This window comes from Bacillus sp. FSL K6-1006, from assembly GCF_038593175.1.
Classification (GTDB): Bacteria; Bacillota; Bacilli; order Bacillales; family Bacillaceae; genus Bacillus; species Bacillus safensis.
Genome location: NZ_CP151970.1, coordinates 564,065 through 583,533, shown reverse-complemented (window position 1 = coordinate 583,533; position 19,469 = coordinate 564,065). Strand labels below are relative to the sequence as shown.

General features: G+C 40.1%; 24 protein-coding genes. 9 read left to right on the top strand and 15 right to left on the bottom strand.

Features of this window, described 5'->3' with window-relative positions; translation table 11 throughout:
* Positions 1–343: 343 nt before the first annotated feature.
* The 5 genes from NSS65_RS02885 to NSS65_RS02865 all read right to left on the bottom strand — a co-directional run bounded on the left by NSS65_RS02885 (position 344) and on the right by NSS65_RS02865 (position 3,783).
* A complete protein-coding gene (locus NSS65_RS02885) occupies positions 344–1,396 on the bottom strand; it encodes an LLM class flavin-dependent oxidoreductase (protein WP_024425426.1) in 1,053 nt (350 codons plus the stop codon).
* A gap of 17 nt (positions 1,397–1,413) precedes the next feature.
* Positions 1,414–2,037, bottom strand: a complete 624-nt coding sequence (locus tag NSS65_RS02880; protein ID WP_326134998.1) for a nitroreductase family protein — start codon at positions 2,035–2,037, stop codon at positions 1,414–1,416.
* Complete coding sequence (locus tag NSS65_RS02875; RefSeq protein ID WP_041116800.1) at positions 2,021–2,494, bottom strand: MarR family transcriptional regulator; 474 nt, start codon at positions 2,492–2,494, stop codon at positions 2,021–2,023. The genes NSS65_RS02880 and NSS65_RS02875 overlap by 17 nt, the downstream gene beginning before the upstream one ends.
* A gap of 109 nt (positions 2,495–2,603) precedes the next feature.
* On the bottom strand, positions 2,604–3,146 hold the full coding sequence (locus tag NSS65_RS02870; RefSeq protein WP_034284082.1) for a dihydrofolate reductase family protein: 543 nt from the start codon (positions 3,144–3,146) through the stop codon (positions 2,604–2,606).
* A gap of 85 nt (positions 3,147–3,231) precedes the next feature.
* Positions 3,232–3,783: a TetR/AcrR family transcriptional regulator gene (locus tag NSS65_RS02865; protein ID WP_034284083.1), complete on the bottom strand. Its 552-nt coding sequence runs from the start codon at positions 3,781–3,783 to the stop codon at positions 3,232–3,234.
* Between the two features lie 149 nt (positions 3,784–3,932).
* Between NSS65_RS02865 and NSS65_RS02860 the strand changes: the two genes are divergently transcribed.
* The 3 genes from NSS65_RS02860 to NSS65_RS02850 all read left to right on the top strand — a co-directional run bounded on the left by NSS65_RS02860 (position 3,933) and on the right by NSS65_RS02850 (position 5,556).
* Complete coding sequence (locus NSS65_RS02860) at positions 3,933–4,556, top strand: GNAT family N-acetyltransferase (protein ID WP_034284085.1); 624 nt, start codon at positions 3,933–3,935, stop codon at positions 4,554–4,556.
* Between the two features lie 68 nt (positions 4,557–4,624).
* Entirely contained in the window at positions 4,625–5,020 is a 396-nt protein-coding gene (locus tag NSS65_RS02855) for a VOC family protein (protein ID WP_024425420.1), read from the top strand.
* Positions 5,017–5,556, top strand: a complete 540-nt coding sequence (locus NSS65_RS02850) for a GNAT family protein (RefSeq protein ID WP_034284087.1) — start codon at positions 5,017–5,019, stop codon at positions 5,554–5,556. Before NSS65_RS02855 ends, NSS65_RS02850 begins: the two co-directional genes overlap by 4 nt.
* Here the strand turns inward: NSS65_RS02850 and NSS65_RS02845 are convergent.
* Entirely contained in the window at positions 5,553–5,822 is a 270-nt protein-coding gene (locus tag NSS65_RS02845) for a YesK-like family protein (RefSeq protein ID WP_061110617.1), read from the bottom strand. The genes NSS65_RS02850 and NSS65_RS02845 overlap by 4 nt on opposite strands.
* A 41-nt stretch (positions 5,823–5,863) precedes the next feature.
* Here NSS65_RS02845 and NSS65_RS02840 point away from each other — a divergent pair, with 41 nt between their 5' ends.
* A complete protein-coding gene (locus NSS65_RS02840; RefSeq protein ID WP_034284091.1) occupies positions 5,864–6,337 on the top strand; it encodes a GNAT family N-acetyltransferase in 474 nt (157 codons plus the stop codon).
* Here the strand turns inward: NSS65_RS02840 and NSS65_RS02835 are convergent.
* From NSS65_RS02835 to NSS65_RS02825, 3 genes are all read right to left on the bottom strand, one after another.
* Positions 6,329–7,117: a GNAT family N-acetyltransferase gene (locus NSS65_RS02835; RefSeq protein WP_176967291.1), complete on the bottom strand. Its 789-nt coding sequence runs from the start codon at positions 7,115–7,117 to the stop codon at positions 6,329–6,331. The genes NSS65_RS02840 and NSS65_RS02835 overlap by 9 nt on opposite strands.
* 140 nt (positions 7,118–7,257) lie before the next feature.
* Positions 7,258–8,460, bottom strand: a complete 1,203-nt coding sequence (locus tag NSS65_RS02830) for a tetracycline resistance MFS efflux pump (protein ID WP_034284096.1) — start codon at positions 8,458–8,460, stop codon at positions 7,258–7,260.
* 31 nt (positions 8,461–8,491) lie between these two features.
* Positions 8,492–9,097, bottom strand: a complete 606-nt coding sequence (locus tag NSS65_RS02825) for a TetR/AcrR family transcriptional regulator (protein WP_034284099.1) — start codon at positions 9,095–9,097, stop codon at positions 8,492–8,494.
* A gap of 419 nt (positions 9,098–9,516) precedes the next feature.
* On the opposite strand from NSS65_RS02825, the gene NSS65_RS02820 reads away from it, so the two are divergent.
* Entirely contained in the window at positions 9,517–9,969 is a 453-nt protein-coding gene (locus tag NSS65_RS02820; RefSeq protein WP_034284102.1) for a helix-turn-helix domain-containing protein, read from the top strand.
* A gap of 56 nt (positions 9,970–10,025) precedes the next feature.
* On the top strand, positions 10,026–10,919 hold the full coding sequence (locus NSS65_RS02815) for an alpha/beta hydrolase (RefSeq protein ID WP_034284103.1): 894 nt from the start codon (positions 10,026–10,028) through the stop codon (positions 10,917–10,919).
* A gap of 35 nt (positions 10,920–10,954) precedes the next feature.
* On the opposite strand, the gene NSS65_RS02810 is transcribed toward NSS65_RS02815, so the two are convergent.
* The gene (locus NSS65_RS02810) at positions 10,955–12,103 is read right to left on the bottom strand and encodes a type II asparaginase (protein WP_034284104.1); all 1,149 of its coding nucleotides are present in this window, start codon (positions 12,101–12,103) and stop codon (positions 10,955–10,957) included.
* A gap of 267 nt (positions 12,104–12,370) precedes the next feature.
* Between NSS65_RS02810 and NSS65_RS02805 the strand changes: the two genes are divergently transcribed.
* The 3 genes from NSS65_RS02805 to NSS65_RS02795 are packed head-to-tail and all read left to right on the top strand — an operon-like array spanning position 12,371 to position 14,364.
* Complete coding sequence (locus tag NSS65_RS02805; RefSeq protein ID WP_051627376.1) at positions 12,371–13,156, top strand: S8 family serine peptidase; 786 nt, start codon at positions 12,371–12,373, stop codon at positions 13,154–13,156.
* A gap of 9 nt (positions 13,157–13,165) precedes the next feature.
* Positions 13,166–14,023: an SAR2788 family putative toxin gene (locus NSS65_RS02800; protein ID WP_051627377.1), complete on the top strand. Its 858-nt coding sequence runs from the start codon at positions 13,166–13,168 to the stop codon at positions 14,021–14,023.
* Positions 14,008–14,364 carry a hypothetical protein gene (locus NSS65_RS02795; RefSeq protein ID WP_326134997.1) on the top strand — a complete coding sequence of 119 codons (357 nt, stop codon included), beginning with the start codon at positions 14,008–14,010 and terminating at the stop codon, positions 14,362–14,364. Before NSS65_RS02800 ends, NSS65_RS02795 begins: the two co-directional genes overlap by 16 nt.
* 299 nt (positions 14,365–14,663) lie before the next feature.
* Here NSS65_RS02795 and NSS65_RS02790 read toward each other — a convergent pair whose 3' ends face one another.
* From NSS65_RS02790 to NSS65_RS02770, 5 genes are all read right to left on the bottom strand, one after another.
* Entirely contained in the window at positions 14,664–15,425 is a 762-nt protein-coding gene (locus NSS65_RS02790) for an SDR family NAD(P)-dependent oxidoreductase (RefSeq protein WP_326134996.1), read from the bottom strand.
* Positions 15,426–15,537: 112 nt separating this feature from the next.
* Complete coding sequence (locus NSS65_RS02785; protein ID WP_065215336.1) at positions 15,538–15,915, bottom strand: MmcQ/YjbR family DNA-binding protein; 378 nt, start codon at positions 15,913–15,915, stop codon at positions 15,538–15,540.
* Positions 15,916–16,070: 155 nt separating this feature from the next.
* Positions 16,071–16,964, bottom strand: a complete 894-nt coding sequence (locus NSS65_RS02780; RefSeq protein WP_065215271.1) for an alpha/beta hydrolase — start codon at positions 16,962–16,964, stop codon at positions 16,071–16,073.
* Between the two features lie 193 nt (positions 16,965–17,157).
* On the bottom strand, positions 17,158–18,597 hold the full coding sequence (locus tag NSS65_RS02775; RefSeq protein WP_065215272.1) for a DHA2 family efflux MFS transporter permease subunit: 1,440 nt from the start codon (positions 18,595–18,597) through the stop codon (positions 17,158–17,160).
* Between the two features lie 79 nt (positions 18,598–18,676).
* Positions 18,677–19,249 (bottom strand): TetR/AcrR family transcriptional regulator, encoded by a 573-nt coding sequence (locus NSS65_RS02770; protein WP_025093568.1) that lies wholly within the window; start codon positions 19,247–19,249, stop codon positions 18,677–18,679.
* Positions 19,250–19,469: the final 220 nt, after the last annotated feature.

Genomic DNA, 19,469 nt, shown 5'->3' with positions numbered 1-19,469 from the left:
CCCTCCCTTTTTTTGTTGAACGTATAAACTATACCATAATTTAGAACTTTTGTAAGTTTATTTTTTCATTCTTTTGAAAATTATGATATCATTGTCTTATGCTGGATAGAGCGTGTTACATACTTCTATGCTTTTATCCTCATCTCAATCTAGTGAAACAATTGTGAACGGAGGTGATTTCATGAAAAAATGGCTCATCTGTTTTCAACTTGTTTTCCTCTTCACTTTGACGACCACACCATTTGCTTCTGCCGCCTCATGTCCTACAGTGAAACCATGTGTCATTGATCCTTAAGCATAAGAAAAAGCCGATCAAGCCTATTCTCTTGATCGGCCTTTTTATTTATTTTTGCTCTGCTTCCCAGCGGGCAACCTCTTCTCTTACTTTAGGAGCCACTTCTTTTCCAAATAGCTCAATGGCTTTTAGCACTTGATCATGCGGCATTGAACCCACCGGTACATGAAGCATAAAACGTGTGATGCCTACATTTTTTCTAAGGTGAATGACTTTCTCTGCCACGGTATCTGGATCTCCTACATACAGCGCGCCTTCTAAAGTTCTGGCTGCATCAAACGTAGAACGAGTATAAGGTCCCCAGCCGCGCTCTCTCGCTAATGTGTTCATCACATGCTGTGTAGATGGGAAGAATTGATCTGCTGCCAGGTCTGTTTCTGCCGCAACAAATCCATGAGAATGTGATGCTACAGTTAATTTCTCAGGGTCATGTCCAGCGTGCACTGCCGCTTGCTTGTACAGCTGAACGAGCGGTGCGAACTGTCTAGGACTTCCGCCAATGATTGCAAGTACAAGCGGTAACCCTAGTAATCCAGCACGTACGACGGATTCACGGTTTCCTCCACTGCCGATCCAGATTGGAAGCGGATCTTGAACAGGTCTTGGATACACGCCAACATCCTGAATGGACGGGCGGTGCTTTCCGCTCCATGTGACACGCTCTGACTGCTGTAATTTGAGCAGCAAATCAAGCTTTTCTTCAAATAATTCTTCATAGTCATCCAGGTCATAGCCAAAGAGCGGAAATGATTCAATAAATGAACCACGGCCTGCCATAATTTCTGCACGTCCGTTTGATAGTCCATCCAGCGTTGCAAAATCCTGAAAGACACGAACAGGATCTGCTGATGAAAGGACTGTCACTGCACTTGTCAGACGAATATTTTTTGTTTGTGTGGCTGCAGCCGCTAAGACGACAGCTGGATTCGATGCGGCGAAATCCTCACGGTGATGCTCACCTACGCCAAATACATCGAGACCGACTTGATCTGCTAAAATAATTTCTTCTACTACTTCTCGAATACGCTGTGCGTGACTGACTGTTTTTCCTGTTTGAAAATCGGGTGTTGTTTCAACAAATGTACTAATTCCTAGTTCCATGATGGGAACCCCCTATCTTATAAATATGTCACAAATTCAGAAACTGGCTTTCTATAGCCTCTCGCTTGTCTGCTCTCTACTTTTTCTTTTCCGAGTGTAATCATTAACACAGGAACCAAATCTGATTGAATGTTTAATACCTTTTTCATTGTTTCGGGATCAAAACCGATCATCGGGCAAGTATCCCAGCCTTTATTTTTAGCGGCAAGCATAAACAGCATGGCAGATAATGAAGCATTGCGGATTGCCTCTTCCTTCTGGAAATCTGCTCCTCTCTGCTCATAAAAGCTCACGGTCTCTCTGACCATTTCTTCATATTGCTGCGCATTGATAATGCCTAGCATTTTTAGGCCTTCATATATGTTCCCTGCGTGCTCATAAGCATTTGGATCTCCGAGTACGATGATCGCTGCTGAAGCAGAGTGCACTTTATATTGTCCAAATGCTGCTTCTCTTACTTGTTCTTTCAGCTCTTCTGTTTGGACGACAACATATTGAGTGTGCTGTAAGTTAAAAGCGGATGGTGCCAGCTTGACCTCTTCAAATATGCTGTTAAGCTCTTCTCTCGAAATCGAGATATTTTGCAAAAAATTTGATGCGGATCGTCTTTCACGTACCAACGTATCAAAGCTGAGTGTCATCTTGTTTCCCCTTTTCGCGAAGTTGTTTTGCACCTAAACCGATTTTTTTCAGTAATTCAATGAGCTGCTCTTTTTCTTCTTTTTCAATAAAGGCTAGATTTTGTGAAATGACCTCTGTGTGTTTAGGGAAAATGTCGTCAAACAATTGCTTCCCTTTTTCCGTCAGCCGTACATGAAAGACCCGCTTATCTGAAGGCGCACATTGCCTTTTCACCAGTTCTTGTTTTTCTAGTTTGTTCACGACATATGTCATGCTTCCACTTGGGATTGACAGGATGTCGCTAATTTTTTGAACAGGCTGAGGCCCTTTACTGTAGAGCAATTCTAGGATTTGAAAGTTTTCAAATCCGATATCATAACGTTCAATGTCTTTTTGGATATTTGTAAAAAGGGCTTGATAGGCTTTCATCCACACGCGGAATAGCCTTAAATCTAATTCATGATCATGCTGCACCATGGCAACTACTCCTTTTTCAAGAAATCCTAAAACTAGGATAAATTTATCCTAACACTAGGATATTTTCTTGTCAACGAGTTTATTTCATAAAAAAAAAGACCACCTTGGTTCAGTGATCCTCTTCTTTTAAGATAAAATGCATTTCAGCAATTTGTTTATATTGATGTACTCCCTGTAATGAAAACCTAGATTCCAGATCCGCCGGTGAAAATAGAGGAATTCCTCTTCCAATCATGACAGGTACGATTTGAAGAAAAAGCTCATCAACCAATCTTGCTTGTATGAAAGATTGAAGCAGTCCCCCGCCGCCGACAATCCAAATATGCCGGCCTGTTTCATTCTTTAATTTTTTGACAAATGATAAGATATCTTCGCGAATGATATGCGTTCCTTCCAAACTGTCTTGTAACGTACGTGACATGATATAACAAGTCTTTCCTTCATAAGGAAACCCATCTGGTGACAGCTGAAGCACTTGTTCATATGTATTGCGCCCCATGATCAGCGTATCGACTGACGCATAAAAGGTGTCATAGCTCGTTTCTTCTTCGCCCTCTGTCCCTATCAGCCAATCGAGGCGGTGATCCTCTCTCGCTAAATATCCATCGATACTCATCGCCCCATAAAAAAGCAGCTTCCTTTTCTCACTCAAACCCACCACTCCCTTACTTCAAATAAGAACATATATTCTATTTTATCAAAAAGGAAAGACAAAGGCTACATAACTTTCTCCCTTTTTACGATTCCTGTTCCACCTTGACGAGAAGCTCGTATAATTTATGCGCGAGCTTGCCGGCATCAATGGTCATTTCTTCGTGAATCCATTCCTCGAGTACACCCACGACACCAGACACGACAAAAGAGGCTTCGATTTGTTCATTTTCTGTAATCGGCCGCTGATCATGCTGCCACTCTTTCATGATTTTTTCTTTGAAAAAGGCTTTGAATTGATTGGTGGTTGGGCCATTTGGTTTTACAAATAACGTCAACATAGATTGATTCTCTTTCAAGTACTCCGTCGTTTTGTTTAAAAAGGAAAGCATATCAAGAGGGTCCTGACTTGGAAAGGTTTCATCATATAATCCCCCGAGCTGATCGAATAGTTCTTTCTCAAGCTGTTCATATAAATCAAACACATCTTGATAGTGCAAATAAAAGGTTCCCCTGCCTAAATCCGCTTTCCTTGATAGCTCTGATACCGTGATCTGCTGCACTTCCTTTTCCTTTAACAGCTCAAGAAAGCTTTCCCGAATGGCTCTTTTTGTTTTGATTGTTCGTCTATCCTTCATGACATCCCCTCCATTGCTGAACAATCAGGCGCCAAATGTCTATTTATGAACAGGATTTTATCCATTGCCGATGTTCGATTGGTTTACTTCTTATTATAATCAACACATGTTCAATAATCTATATGTGTTCAGTAAAGGAGGACCATCATATGTTTCATTTCAGACTTGCTAGAGAGGATGAACTACCTCAAGTGGCAGAGTTGTTAGATGATTCGTTTCAGGACTATTCATTTTTTGACCTATTATGTGAAAAGGTCAAAAACCGGTCTGCTTTCGCTCGTCAGTTGCATTTGGTCAATACAAAGGTGTATTTTCAGCATCAAATCTGTTTGGTCGGGGTTGAGAACGAAAAAATTGTGACTGCTGCCCTTTTAAAGCATCCGCGTCTTCCTGAACCAGGCGTCATGGATTATGTGCTGTCAGGTGGGTTAAAGCTGCTCTTCACTGGCGGTATATCGGCGATTCAGCAAGTGTTCCGTGTATTAAAGGAGGCGAAAAAAGCATGTTCTTCCTTAAAGCAGCCTTACTGGTATTTAGAAGCACTTGTCGTGGCAAAAGACGAGCAAGGGAAAAAACTCGGAAGCCGCATGTTAAGGCAATGCCTTTTTCCCTTTATCGCCCGGCAAGGCGGCGGACTGTTCACACTGATGACACACAACGAGGCCAATCGTCATTTCTACCGGAAAAATGGCTGGATGGAGTTTGATGAAAGGGTACTGCGCGGAAAGGAAATGTCCTTGGAAAGCTGGAGCTATAAAACCGTGATTAAATAAGGTATCCTCGTCAGGTGATGATATAATAGAGGCAGTTCAATCAATGATCATACTTGGAGGAGAGACTGATGATACGACGACTTGATCATATCGTGTTGACTGTACAACATATGGAGGACACCATTCGCTTTTATACAAACGTATTAGGGATGAAGGAAGAAACTTTTGGTGAAGGCCGTAAAGCGCTTCGTTTTGGTTTACAGAAAATCAACCTTCATGAAGCTGGTCATGAATTTGAGCCAAAAGCGGCTCATCCTCTTCCTGGATCTCATGATTTGTGCTTTATCACCGATTTAGACATGGACAGTTTGCTGCTGCACCTCCGGAAGCAAGTGGTCCCCATTGAAGAGGGGCCGGTCAGACGCACCGGCACATTAGGTCCAATTGAATCTGTTTATATCCGTGATCCTGATCTGAATTTAATTGAAATCTCTCGATATATAGAGGAGGGTGATCCGTCATGACTCGTATATTTTTGAGACCGATTGAAGAGCAAGATTATCCTGGTATTCAAAGAGGATGCCAGCATGCAGAGACACTTTATATGACTGGCACACGCAAAACGTTCACACTAGAAGAAATCCGCTCCGCCTATACCCGCTTTTTGCAAGATGACAGCAGACGAGATTTCGCTATTTGTCTGCTAGACACGAAAGAGATGATTGGGGATGCGGCGATTGTGGACATTGATCCAATCAATCATACGGCAAGCTTCCGCATTGCGCTTCACGGGCCGGAGCATTTTCAAAAGGGCTATGGCACTGAAGCGGTTCGGATGGTTCAAGCATTTGCCTTTGACACATTAGAACTCAACCGTCTTGAGCTTGAAGTCTTTTCCCACAATCCAAGGGCCTTTCGAAGCTATGAGAAAGCCGGATTTCAATATGAAGGAAAAAGACGCCAAGCGCTCTATTTCAACGGTACATACTCAGATGTCATCATCATGGGCATCCTTCGTGAAGAATATAACCACATGATGAATACAGATGCTCCTGTTTAAGAAAAGTCGTCTTTTTTAAAAAATTGAATCCCAATGACGATGATTAAACAAATAATGGAAGATAGAACAATAGAGACACTCGCTAGACTTAGCGCCATGCCTTCCCATCTGCCAATAAAAAAACTGACAATCAATAAAACCAAACCAAATAAAATCAAGCATATAGGGACAATGAACCCCGCATGGCGCTGCCGGCGTCTTTTCCCTGCCCACCATGAGAGACACAAGACAACGATTGTAAAAAAGGCGGTTTGCAGCCAGAACATGTGATATCAACTCCTAACCCATAACAATGGAGGTACTTCAAATGAACATTAGACCCATTGAGCAAAAAGACAACCCGTATATCGCAGCGATCATCCGCAGCTCACTAGAATCAGCGAATCTAGCGATTGAAGGAACAGCCTACACTGACCCCCAACTTGACCAGCTTTTCGAATACTATCAATCATTGACTCATGCAGCCTATTGGATTGCTGAAGAGCAGGGTGAGATTGTGGGCGGTATAGGGATTGCTCCATTTACAAATGGAGTATGTGAATTACAAAAACTTTATTTAAGTCCAAAAGCACAAGGAAAAGGTGCGGGCAAAAAACTGATGGATACGGCGCTGGAATATGCCTCTACATACTATGAAACGTGTTATTTAGAGACGCGCCGGGAATTAACAGCGGCTATAGGCCTTTATCAGCGGTATGGCTTTTCTCTTCTTTCAGAACCGCTTGAAGGCTCTGAGCATTCTGCAATGGATGCTTGGTATCTCAAAACCTTCTCATCTTGAACCATAAAACAATCGATAGGTTTTGAGCCTCTGAAAGCCTAACTTCTCTGCTAGTTTGATTGAAGCTAGGTGATGGACATCGCAATCCCAATGCAGTGTCCTCTTTTTTTCAAGACAGATGCTGATCATATGCTGAGCTGCCAGCAGTGCCAAACCTTTTCCTCGATATGTTTCATCTGTCCAAATATCTATCTCCGCACGATCCTTACTTGAAAAAATAGAGACACATTCACTTACCACGTTCTCTCCATCTAAAATGGCAATCCCGATTCCCTTTGATAGAAAACGAGCTGTTTCTCCCCAATAGGCTTCGTAATAGCTGGGAGGAAAAGTCCTGCTTGCAGTCATCACCTGCTCATTTGTCCGCTCTACTCTATAGCCTTGATGAGGCTGAGTGGCATGAGAATATGCCTGTGAATAAACGTACGCATGTCTTTCCATTTCATTCAGATGTGACCCAAGACATTTTTTCATCATCGCATCTGTTAATGGATTTGCTGAAAATATGGTAAATCGGCCGTTTTGTCTTTTCTGCCTTTCGTACACATCCACAATAAAGGCTGAGCAGCGTAACAGCTCCGCTTCATTCCTTCCTGCTACATAATAAATGCCGCATGAAGCTTCGAGAAAATAAACAAGCGGATGCGCTTCATTATCTACATAAAGATTTCCTTGAATAAAACCATCCATGACCGCATCTACAAACACTGGATATGCCGGATCAATCTGCCGAATTCCTTTTTTCATTGATGGTGTCTTTTGCCGTTCTAAGAGATGCACGATTTCTCCTCCTTTCCTTCCATTATAAAGAAAAAGCTGCTGACATTCAGGTCTCTTTTCAGCAAAAGGAATTCTTCTGCATCAATAACGCAATTAAAAAAAGAGACCTTAGTTAAAAGGTCTCTTACTTCTGCATGACATTATTCTGCCGCTGCCTCTTCTGACACTTTTCCCTTCCAAATCAGGGTTAAGCCTAATCCAAGAAATAAGACAACACCTGCGAATAGAAATGGGAAGTGAATATTTTGGTCAAATAAGATGCCGCCAAGTGCCGGCCCGAAAATCGTACCTAGGCTTGTGTAGGTGGAGTTCATTCCTGCGACAAATCCTTGCTGGTTGCCAGCGATTTTAGATAAGAAGGTCGTTAATGCTGGACGTAATAAATCAAACGCAAGGAAAATGACACATGTGACAATCAGAACAACCAAAAAGCCTGAAACAACAGTTGAAACGAAAGCAAGGACAGCCCCGATAATCAGACATAGCTGAATGACTCTTTTTTCTCCTAGGGCATTTACCAGTTTACCAAACACAAGTACTTGTATGATGACAGCCACAATCGAGCTGACGGTAATGATCACGGCAATATCTTTTGGACCAAATCCAAACTTATGATTTGTGAACAAGCTAAAGACTGTTTCATATGCAGATAGTCCAAATGCGAGGACAAACACAATGATAAAGGCGATGAGGTAGCTTGGATGAATTGATTTTTTCAAATCTTTAAAGAAAGTCGATTCTTTCACTTCATTCATTTGCTTCGCTCGCTCTTCTTTTGTTAAAGGCTCCTTCAGCATAAACATAGACGAAATAACGGCAATAAACGCAATCCCTGCCGCAAAGAAGAATGGCAGGCGTACGCCGTATTCTGCAATAAACCCGCCAATTCCCGGGCCAATGATAAAACCGGTACTAATGGCCGCAGAGACATAACCCATCGCCTTTGATCTTTCTTGAACGGTCGTAATATCTGCGACATACGCAGTGACAGCCGGCATAATAAATGCCGCACTAATACCGCCTAGAAGCCTTGCAACATACAGAACATACACGTGTGTACCAAGACCAAAAACGAGTTCTGATAATGCGAATAGAAACAGCCCAGACACAATCATAATCTTTCTTCCGTAGCGGTCTACCCATCTACCTGCAATAGGTGATGCGATGAGCTGAGCAACGGCAAACGCCGCCACAAGGTATCCCATTGTACTTCCTGTTAGATGCATGACATTCATGAATAGCGGCATGACAGGAATAATGAGACCGATGCCTAAAAACGCAATAAATATATTACTTAATAAAATAACGAGTACTGCTTTTTGCTCACGAATCGGTTTTTGCATGATGTTTGTTTCCCCTTTACTGACTCACTTGTTACTCATGATGGTTGATTCCGTGAATAAACAATGAGATCGCCTCTTTTTGTAACTCTTTCTTCTGCTCGATGGTGTCATTTTTATATAACACGTCTAATCCATAAAAAACGGAAAGTAATATTTTCACTTTTGACTCCACATGCTGGATTGACCAGCTGCCATCTTTGTTTCCTTCAAGTAAGATATCTCTCATCACATCATCAAAATCGACATCAATCTTGTTCAGCCGTTCCATGACTTCGTCTGATGTAAAGGCACTGGCACAAAATTCCTCACTCGCTCTCATTAATGGGTAGTTAATGCCCATTTGACTGAGCAGTTCTGCAAACCCGGCAAGCTTGTCGATAGCTCGGTTCAGTGTTTTCTTCTCCTCTTGCCACGTTTCCATCATCAAACGATGATCCTCTTCCATAATATGAAGAAACAAAAACTCTTTTCCTTTGAAATGATGATAGAGATTGCCTTTACTCACCTCAGCAGCCTCTAAAATATCACGCACGGATGTTTCTGAATAACCTTTTTTCGCAAATAAATCACGAGAAGCGGTGACGATTTTTTGCTTCGTCTTCTCACTCTTTCCAGCCCCGCTTTGTGTACTTGTCATGTGTCACAATCCCTTTCTACCCTGCATTTCTTCATGCAGACTAAATAAAACCGACCAGTTGGTTTATTTTTAATTATAAATGGATTTTCCTTATAATACAATGAAAAGGTCATCGACTTCATAAGGAGTGATTCATGTGAAAACAAACAGAACAGTCATTTGCGCTATCACCAAAAAGGACTTATATGTATTTTTCTTCTGCGACCTTTTCATGGCTGCTTTGGCGTACTACGTGTTCAAATTCAAACCAACCACATTTTATGAATGTGCAGGGGTCATGGGAAGTATACTATGTCCCTTTTTGATGAAAAAGTGGATATACCGGTGATCTCCTTTCAAATATATCCGTCATTCATTTAACTTTTCTTTATATTTAACTTCACTTAAATATAAAGATTGCCTATAATAGAAGAGAGGTGATGTCATTGGATGAGGAAATCATTCATTACGGTAAAAAGATCATTGAATACTCGAATGCTCTAGGCTCAATTTATGTAGAAGAGTATCAACGATTTTTAAAACATGAGTATGCAGATTTATCAGCCAAACAAGAGCTGACACTTGAGCTGCTGCGCACGAAAACGAGAACAATCAATGAATTAGCTGATTACTTTTCGATTTCTGCCAGCGCAGCTAGCCAGCTTGTATCAAAGCTTGAGCAGCTCGGCTATGTCAAACGAGAAATTAATCCACATAACCGAAGAGAAATCATTGTTGACTTTGCTCAAAAGGGCCATGACTACCACAAGAATACGGAAGACATTCAATTGCACCTTATTCAAAAATATTATGCAAAGCTTCCAAAAGAAGATTTAAAAACATTACTATCTCTATACGAAAAAATCTATCAGATTGCAAAAGAAGCGCCTTAATACGGTGTTTCTCTCACTGACATTTAAGTTATCTAAACTATTAAGGAGGTGAAAATATGCAAAGCATTCATTTACAAGATGGCCGTCACATCGGTTTGACTCAATACGGTGATCTTGAAGGGTTTCCAGTATTCTTTTTTCATGGAACACCTGGATCAAGAGTGATGTTTTTAAATGATGATCCAATCTCTCAAGAGCTCGGCATTCGTCTCATCTGTTTGGATCGACCTGGATTCGGTTTATCCACCCCTCTACCTGACCGCACAATTTTAGACTGGGCAAAAGACGTGCTGGAAGTGGCAGATGATCTTGGCATTCAACATTTTTCAGTGATGGGTGTATCTGGAGGCGGCGCATTCGCAGCTGGTTGTGCCTATCAATTGCCGGATCGCGTCCTTTCAGCCGCTCTGATCTCAAGTACAACCCCTTTTCAAGGCGGAAAACCGCCGAAAAGTATGCTAAAAGAAAATAAATTAGCCTTTTTCCTTAGTAAGAAGTTTCCTTGGCTATTGAAAGCAAGCTACCGTTCCCAGAAAAAAATGATTGAGAACAAACCAGAGAAATTTAAAAAACTGGCCAAAAACGGGAACAAGCATTTACATCCATGGGATCGGCAATTCCTTCAAACCGATGAGCAGTTAGAGATGATGATGACACATTTACACGAAGCGACTCGTCAATCAGTGGATGAATGTATTCGTGAACCCATTTTACTCTCAAAACCATGGGCATTCGATATGAAAGATATTCAAATCCCTGTTGATGTATGGCATGGAAAAGAAGATACAATGGCTCCATTTGTAGAAATAGAAAAAATAGCTCAGGAGATTCCAAACGTCAAAACCCATTATATAGATCAAGCGGGGCACTTTCTTACTGATATAGACGATATTTGGCGAGATATTTTACTCTCTTTAAAGGAACGTGCTGAACATCAGAAACATGCATAAAAAAAGACCCAATATGACTTGGGTCTTTTTCTTCATTAATACTGTTCATAATACCTTTGCACTTTAACTGGATCTTTTGTCTTCGTCAGTGCCAGCATGAGCAGAATACGTGCTTTTTGCGGGTTTAATGAATCAGAGGACACAAAGTGATGTTCATCATCCGTTTTTTCGCGGGTGACAATTCCATTCCCCGTACGGCTTGATCTCACAACAACCACATCTTTTTTCACTGCATCTGTTGCCCCTTTGATGGCTTCTGTAGACATCGTTCCATTTCCTGCTGCAGCCACGACAATTCCTTTCGCACCTGCTTTGACTGCGGCATCATACATATATTTTTGATCATTTTGATAGCCGTATAAAATATCAACTTGCGGCAATTCTTTTATCTTTGATACATCAAATTCACTTTCAGTCGTATGTTTTCTTGTCGGTTCGTTATAAAAGGACACCACTTCACCAGTAACTTCTCCGATGTATCCTTGCTCAAGTGACTTGAAGGCATCGGTTGTGGTCGTGTTTGTTTTTGTAACAAATCGAGCTGATGCAATTCGGTCATTTAATGTGACCATGACCCCTTTGCCCTTTGCTTCTTTGGCTGATGCAATTTTCACCGCATGATACAAGTTAAGCGGACCATCCGCACTGATTGCCGATGCTGGTCTCATTGAGCCAACGACCACCACAGGCTTATCACTTTTAACAACCAGATGTAAAAAGTAAGCTGTTTCTTCAAGTGTATCTGTTCCATGCGTGATGACAATGCCATCAACTTGATCATCTTTTAATAGTTCATTCACTCGCTTGGCTAATTTTAAAAGAAGAGCGTTATCAACATTTTCACTGCCGACATTCGCAACCTGCTCACCCGTGACATTTGCAATATCCTTCAGCTGTGGAACGGAAGCAATGACTTTATCAATGCCGAGTGAACCAGATTTATAGCCCGTCGTATCTGTATCACTGTCTGAACTGCCAGCAATCGTCCCGCCTGTGGCTAATACCTTAATATTTGATAAGGACTTATTCCCTGTTTCAACGACCTTGTTTTTCTCTTTTGTTTCACTCGATACGTTCTCTTTTTCATTTTGACTATTCTCTTGAGTGCCCGTGTTCGCACAGGCTGCTGTCACCAGTAATAAAACAGAAAGAAGGACAGCACCTAACCATTTTGTCATGTTCATTGGATCATCTCTTTTCCTCATTTGATGGATTTCATGGCTAAATCTCTTTCTATAGGCTTTACTTTATACCATACCTTCATTCATCGGCATGAGGCAAAAGATATAGAACCAAATGCTGGGAATAATCTTTATATTTTTAATGAGTTACTTTAAAATATAAACAAAATTATAAAAATAAACTAATTAACCCTAAATTTACCTTAACAAAATTATTTATATATGGAAAAAGTTAATTACGTGAGTAGAATATACTATAAAGGAGGTAATATGAAAATAAAGTTTATTTTTCTTTTCTTGTTCATCATATTCACAATTGTTTTCATTTACATACCTAAAAGTGATCACAACATTAAAATAGCAGTCATAGATAGCGGTATTGACGTAAATCATGTTGATGTTTCTGTTATAAAGCGCTTTGATAATAAACAGACAGTGATGGATTCTTTCGGACATGGTTCTGCTATTGCTGAAATTATTAATAAAAACAATGAGAACATAGATTTTTATGATGGAAATATTTTAGACGAGAATGGAAACACAAGTGTAGAAACTTTAATCAAAGCATTAGATTGGTGTATTGAAAACAAAGTGAATCTCATCAATATGAGTTTTGGTCTTTCTGAGAATAATGTAAAACTTAAAAAAAAGATTGACGAAGTCGTTAGTCATAATATTTTAATTATAGCTGCTGCAGGTAATAAATTTGGTTTAAAAAGTGATTATCCTGCTCGTTATAATAACGTGATTTCTATTTCTGCTGTTGATTCTAAAAATAAGATATATAAATTTGCAGCTAAAGGAAAAATCGACTTTGTTTCTCTTGGTGTAGATGTAGAAACAGTGAAAATAAAAAAATTGGCTGAAGTTAAAGTTTTAAGCGGTACTTCTTTTGCTACAGCAAATGCTACAGGGTATATTTCCAAGCTAATACCAGATGACTTTTCGCTACCTTTTAAAGATATTCTTCACAGATTAAAACAGAAAACTCAAACGCTGAATAATGACGAACGAGATTCAACCTATGGTTATGGCCTATTATTAAATAAGAATTAGGAGTATATGATGTTTAAGAATATTATTAAAGTAATATGTTTAGTAATGATATTTTCAATTATTGGACCTAGCATTTCTAATGCGACTATGAATTCAAATGAACATGACGAAATTAATTCAAATGCTATTAACACTCTACAAAACACGGGAGAATTGCATAGTACAGAGGTCATAAAAAACACGAATAATGAACAGGAACTTGAAGTAAGTGTTGAAAACGAAAATTTATTGATCAACAGTAAAGTGATTTTATCTCAAGAATCAGAACAATTACCAATGGTTGAGGCTGAAATTGTTGATGAAGACACAAAAGAGACTGTAAAATATAATTTTGAAATAGCAGATATTGATGTTGCTGAAAAAAGCGACCCTCATCTCTTATTAGTGGATATTGAAACTGGCGAGGAGTACACAGTAAGTGACTCACAAATTCAAGCATCATGGTATCCTTTAGTAGTCGTAGCAATCTATATTGCTCGTGTTGGAATTAACCAAGCAATAAAGAAGTTTGGTAAAACTGCTGTTAAAAATGCTGTTAAAAAACATGGTAAGAAAACCACTACTTCAAACGCAGTCAAAAAAGTGAGTATGTCACGACTAGACTATCATTATAAGAAACACAAAAAAGAATTTGGTAACATTACCAAATCTGAGTATTTAAATAAAGCACGCAAACTATTAGGAGCAAGTAAGAGCAACAATATTTTAGAAAAGAAAAGCAAGAAAAAATTTAATGGTAAACACCGTTATTATAAATATAATAAAAAAACAAATGAATTTTTATCTGTAGAGAAACAAAAAGATAAAGATGTCATTATCACTTTTTTCAAGCCTAAAAGAGGAATTAATTATTGGAAGGACCAGTAGAAATGAATAAAAACGTTTGTTTAATTTGTGGCTATAATGAATTAGAAGAAAGACCTTACTATTCCGATTTTGCAGGTAGTAACGAGATTTGTCCATGTTGCGGTTTTGAGTTCGGAGTAGATGATTTTGATTGTGTTGAATTTGATCATGAAGGGTTAACAGACCAAGAAATTGTTGAAAAATCCCATATCATTTGGAGAAAACATTGGATTGAAAACGGACTAGAATTGTTCAATCCTCAAATCTTTTCTCCAGAATTTCGAAACGGAAAATTTTTAAAAAGAGATTACTTAGAGATTCAAATGAAAAAGAATCTTGGATTAGATTTTAATGACATTTAAATGGACAAAGACCACTCAGGTTTTATTCTGAGTGGTTTTCATATTTTAATATATGTCTTTACTACAGCAAAAAAGCATTTAATGTGTAGGTTGTTTTTATTAGGCGTTTTCAGTGATCCAAATACGCTTGACCCAGCAGACATCTTTCAGTGCAGTGATCACTGTTAATCTGGTAAGGGTAGCTGACATACCTCTCCACTTGTTACATACGTCACCAGATCCCCTCCTATGCTTGTACACACAGTCAATCATGCCATAAAAAAAATCACTGAGGAAATCTACCTCAGTGATGGGAATCGTTATTTCATACTTGTACCAGCATGTGAAAAGATCGGATCTTTTAATTCAAATTCGAATGTCTTTCCGTCCACAATACCGACTGTTTTTTCACTGTCATAAAGCTCAAGCAGACAAGCTGCTATTTCTTTTGATGTATGATATTTCTTGAAATTGCCTTCATATTCAAATTCGTCTACATCCAATGAACGCTTTGCAAATTCTGATTCTGTCGCGGAAGGTGCTAATATTTTCGCCTGTAATTTGGCTCCTTTTCCTTTCAACTCTAGTGCCAGTCCTTCTGTAAAGGCACTCACGTAAAACTTCGTGGCTGAATAGGTGACGGCATTGCCGACGACTGTATAACCGGCTCGTGAAGAAATGTTAATGAGCTGCGCTCCCTCTACTTGCTCATAATCACGAACAAATAAGGTGGATAGAATCGTTAATGCTTCGATATTCAGATGAAGCATATCCCTTATTTTACTTAAATCTTGTTCTCCTATAGAGCCAAAGTGACCAAACCCTGCATTATTAATGAACGTATCCAGCTCATAATCTGACAATGATTCATAAAATGAATACACTTGCTCTATGTTTGTTAAATCGACTGACTGTATGACTACTTTGATATCGGGATATTGATCATGAATCTTCTTCTTCAATTCTTGGAGTTTATCAAGCCGCCGTGCAGCTAATATAAGATTTTTCCCTCGTGCTGCAAAGGCGAGAGCCGCCTCATATCCAATACCTGAGCTTGCTCCTGTAATGACTGTATAACTCATTTTATATCCCCCTATTCGCGTCTTCTAACTGGTTAAATTATAACGACAGCGTTTCGCTCAAGTCAATTTTGAAGAGAGTCAAAGGGCAGCATGTCTAACTTAGGACAGCTCCTCAGTCATTTCCTTTTGAATCATTTAGGAGGATATCATGTTGAGATTTTTTTGTTAATTTTTGAAAAACTAATTGATAGGAATGTTCGATTAACTCCTCTACAAATGAGGATGGAATGTCTGCATCAAGGTAAATGGAATTCCAATGAGTCTTATTCATATAATAGCCCGGAATTATCCCCTCATGCGCCTCTCTTAGTTCTTCAGCACGTTGAGGGTCACATTTTAACGTGATGACAGGCTTTCGATTCGCATCTCCGCCCATCATAGCAAACATCTTACCGCCAATATGATAACGATCTGCCTGCCATTCTGGCTGATAATCATGGGTGACTCCTTTTAAAGAAAGACAAAATGCCTGTAGCTGTTCTTTTTTCATTTCATTAGCTCCTTTTGAGAGATCATCTATTCTTCCTATTATATCGACAACGAGGAAAAATATCTGACCCTTTTTACATTCACTTTTCTTTTTCAGAAACAGTAATAAAAGCACAGGCCCATTGTCTCCTGTGCTTTTGAATCACTCTACTTTTCTTATTCAAACGCTTTCTTTAGTTGATCCCCCATCAAATGCCAAGCCTCTTCAGCTATGGCTAAATCTCCGGCGTGTGTGAAGCCGTGAGGAACTCCTTTAAACTGTCTGTACGTGACATCTACCCCTGCTTCTTTTAACTTCTTCGCATATTGTTCGGCTTCTTGAGCTAGCGAATCTCTTTCAGCTGTGATGACGAGAGCTGGAGGCATTTGTGCTAAGGATGAACGATCTGCAAAAACCGGAGAAACGAGCGGATTGTGCGGATCTTGACCTTGCAGATAGAAGGAATTAAAGAGTCTCGCCAATTCAACTGGGATCGCTTCTTCAAACGCTGGCTTTTGTGCTGGATCAGTGGCTAGATCAAGCGGCGGATAATCAAGCACTTGATAGGCAATTGGGAGTGTATTTCCTCTTTGAATATTCAATAGACAAGCAGCCGTTGCCAAATTTCCTCCTGCGCTATGTCCGCCAATGGCTAATGCATTCCGATCGATTTGAAGCTCCTCAGGATGTTCATACAGCCACTTCAGTACATCGTAGCATTCATGAAGAGCGGCTGGGAAAGGGTGCTCGGGTGCAAGCTGATACTCGACATTGACGACGATACATTGCGCCCGGTCTGCAATGACTGGACACCAGGGATTATCCATTTCAGCACTGCCCATGATAAATCCGCCGCCATGTAAATTCACAAAAACAGGAAGCAGCTGTTTTTGTGTGTTCACTGGCTTAAATACCCACACCTTTGTTTCGCCAGCACTTGTTGGAATGTCATATTCCATTTTGTTCACTTCAGGAGGATTTACTGGCTTTAGTTCCGATTGACTCGCTAATGAACCTTCAGATGGCTGGCGTAATGAAGCAGCGATTTTGATTTGTTCTTCTAAGTTCATGATCTCAGACTCCTATCTTATTCATTTCTTAGTTACTCATTCGTTTCCTTTTCCTCTTTTCCTCCTACCGAATCAACAGCAACTTATATTGGTTCACTTTTTACCTATCTCCCCTTTTTCCCTCTCTTTGAAACAAGCATTGAGCAAATAAAAAAGCACTGCGGCGCTATGTCCTCAGTGCTTTTGATTTCTCTTATGATACTTGCTGTTCTACCTTCACTCGTTTAATGAAGAAAGCAATAATTAAACCAACGATGGTCATGATTACTGCAAAGATAAATGCATGCTGGACGCCATTTGTAAAGGCGAGCAGCTGATTCACCGGATTTGCGGGATCAGACACATTTTCCATAAAGCTGCGGGCGCCTGAAGAAAGGATCGAGATACCGACCGCTGTACCAATGGCTCCTGACACTTGCTGCAATGTATTCATAATCGCTGTACCATGCGGATATAGCTCTGGCGGCAGCTGATTCAATCCATTTGTTTGAGCAGGCATCATGATCATCGCGATTCCGATCATTAATGTAATATGAAGGGTGACAATGAATCCAATCGACGTATTCACACTTAGATTCGTAAAGCCAAACATCGTCGCTGCGACAATGACAAGACCTGGAATGACAAGCCATTTTGGACCAAACTTATCAAATAGACCACCCATGATTGGAGATAGGAGTCCGTTGATAATTCCACCTGGCAACAGCATTAAACCTGCTGTAAATGTAGAAAGCGCCAAGGATGTTTGCAGATACAATGGCAAAATCATCATAGCAGACAGCATCACCATCATACACACTAAAATTAGAAGCAACCCAATGACAAACATCGGATATTTAAACGGGCTTAAGTTCAGCATTGGTTCTTTCATGTTCAACTGTCTTAAAGAGAACACAAGGATTCCTATGACACCAACTACAATTGCAACGATGACATGCATACTGCTCCAGCCGCCGCCTTCACCGGCACTGCTAAAGCCATACACAATTCCGCCGAAACCAATGGTTGAAAGCACAATTGATAAGATGTCGATTTTCGGTCTTGTTGGTTCTGTAATATTTTGCATAAAGATATAACCAAATACGAGTGCAGCCATTAATAAAGGAAGTGAAATCCAGAAAATCCAATGCCACGTCAGCGATTTCAGAATAAGACCGGAGACGGTTGGACCGACTGCTGGTGCAAACATGATCACAAGACCAATAATCCCCATCGATCTGCCTCGTTTATGAGGCGGGATGATGACCAAAATCGTATTAAACATCAATGGCAGAAGCAATGCTGTACCGACTGCCTGCACGACACGTGCTACCATTAAAATACTAAAGACCGGCGCAACCGCCGCAATAAATGTTCCGATGATCGAAAAGACAAGCGATGTAATGAAAAGCTGTCTTGTCGTAAACCATTGAAGAATGAGTCCTGAAATCGGTACGAGAATACCAAGTGTTAATAAATATCCTGTTGTCAGCCACTGAGCAGTCGTCGCTTCAATTCCAAAGTCTAACGTTAAACTTCTCAGCGCCATGTTTAATGCCGTTTCACTGAACAGGCCAATAAATCCAGCCGTGATAAAAGAAATAATTATGGGCAGCGTTCGAATGTCAGAAGCTGCTGCTTTCTGTTTGTTCATATTAAGTTGGCTCCTTTTCTTTTTCAATTTAGATGAACCTTAGGAAGTCAGGGTGGTCAGAAATGAGCCACTTTCATGTCTATTGAAAGACGGATAAAATCTGTTTTTCTGCAGCAAATTGAGCGATTCTTTCGATTGAATAGCCGGATTCATGTATATAAAACATGAGCTCAGGCGTCATTGGAGAGGACATACATAACGTTGTCAGTTCTATATCCTGTATGTTCGCTTCACCCTTTTCTCTCGCTTCTTCAAGCAAATCACGAATGATTTGTCTAAGTGATTGACTGTAATGACTCTCATACACTTTACTTGTCTGCTCTAAATTCCCAGAAATTGTGAGCATCCGAATCCAGTCTAGATGGTGACCGACGATGAGATGAATTTCTTCAAGAACGTAGCGCAAACGTTCACGGACCGGCTGATCACTTATTTTGCTCAAGTAAAGATGCAAAGCTGGTATCAGCTGTTCAAATCTCTCCCCAAGGATAGAAAGGCACAAATCACTTTTATTGGCGTAGCGGCGGTAAAGAGTACCCTGCCCAACACCAGCTGTTTTCGCAATTTTATGCATACTGACATTTTCTACACCAAATTCTTGAAACAAGGAGAAAGCAATCTCTTCAATTTCCTCCCCAATATCCTTTTCCACCATGCTCACCTTCTTTACCTTCATCCACATGACACTTATCTCTATGTGTTAAATCAAAACACTTTAGGTTTTTCTTAGGACAATTGTCCCGATATTATCTTACGGACAACTGTCCGCAATGTCAATCATTATTTTTTACTTATGATCCTTCTTTCAATTCTATTAAATAATGCACACTGTTTATCATTATTTAGACGGATTTTCCCTTTTGAAAGAATCA

Excerpts from the sequence above, each read along its gene's own strand:
- NSS65_RS02875 (WP_041116800.1), bottom strand. The coding sequence starts at position 2,494 with ATGGTGCAGCATGATCATGAATTAGATTTAAGGCTATTCCGCGTGTGG.
- NSS65_RS02780 (WP_065215271.1), bottom strand. The coding sequence starts at position 16,964 with ATGAACTTAGAAGAACAAATCAAAATCGCTGCTTCATTACGCCAGCCA.
- NSS65_RS02845 (WP_061110617.1), bottom strand. The coding sequence starts at position 5,822 with ATGTTCTGGCTGCAAACCGCCTTTTTTACAATCGTTGTCTTGTGTCTC.
- NSS65_RS02880 (WP_326134998.1), bottom strand. The coding sequence starts at position 2,037 with ATGACACTCAGCTTTGATACGTTGGTACGTGAAAGACGATCCGCATCA.
- NSS65_RS02800 (WP_051627377.1), top strand. The coding sequence starts at position 13,166 with ATGTTTAAGAATATTATTAAAGTAATATGTTTAGTAATGATATTTTCA.
- NSS65_RS02785 (WP_065215336.1), bottom strand. The coding sequence starts at position 15,915 with ATGAAAAAAGAACAGCTACAGGCATTTTGTCTTTCTTTAAAAGGAGTC.
- NSS65_RS02865 (WP_034284083.1), bottom strand. The coding sequence starts at position 3,783 with ATGAAGGATAGACGAACAATCAAAACAAAAAGAGCCATTCGGGAAAGC.
- NSS65_RS02790 (WP_326134996.1), bottom strand. The coding sequence starts at position 15,425 with ATGAGTTATACAGTCATTACAGGAGCAAGCTCAGGTATTGGATATGAG.
- NSS65_RS02830 (WP_034284096.1), bottom strand. The coding sequence starts at position 8,460 with ATGCAAAAACCGATTCGTGAGCAAAAAGCAGTACTCGTTATTTTATTA.
- NSS65_RS02825 (WP_034284099.1), bottom strand. The coding sequence starts at position 9,097 with ATGACAAGTACACAAAGCGGGGCTGGAAAGAGTGAGAAGACGAAGCAA.
- NSS65_RS02805 (WP_051627376.1), top strand. The coding sequence starts at position 12,371 with ATGAAAATAAAGTTTATTTTTCTTTTCTTGTTCATCATATTCACAATT.
- NSS65_RS02815 (WP_034284103.1), top strand. The coding sequence starts at position 10,026 with ATGCAAAGCATTCATTTACAAGATGGCCGTCACATCGGTTTGACTCAA.
- NSS65_RS02820 (WP_034284102.1), top strand. The coding sequence starts at position 9,517 with ATGTCATTGGATGAGGAAATCATTCATTACGGTAAAAAGATCATTGAA.
- NSS65_RS02850 (WP_034284087.1), top strand. The coding sequence starts at position 5,017 with ATGACTCGTATATTTTTGAGACCGATTGAAGAGCAAGATTATCCTGGT.
- NSS65_RS02775 (WP_065215272.1), bottom strand. The coding sequence starts at position 18,597 with ATGAACAAACAGAAAGCAGCAGCTTCTGACATTCGAACGCTGCCCATA.
- NSS65_RS02810 (WP_034284104.1), bottom strand. The coding sequence starts at position 12,103 with ATGAACATGACAAAATGGTTAGGTGCTGTCCTTCTTTCTGTTTTATTA.
- NSS65_RS02855 (WP_024425420.1), top strand. The coding sequence starts at position 4,625 with ATGATACGACGACTTGATCATATCGTGTTGACTGTACAACATATGGAG.
- NSS65_RS02860 (WP_034284085.1), top strand. The coding sequence starts at position 3,933 with ATGTTTCATTTCAGACTTGCTAGAGAGGATGAACTACCTCAAGTGGCA.
- NSS65_RS02840 (WP_034284091.1), top strand. The coding sequence starts at position 5,864 with ATGAACATTAGACCCATTGAGCAAAAAGACAACCCGTATATCGCAGCG.
- NSS65_RS02885 (WP_024425426.1), bottom strand. The coding sequence starts at position 1,396 with ATGGAACTAGGAATTAGTACATTTGTTGAAACAACACCCGATTTTCAA.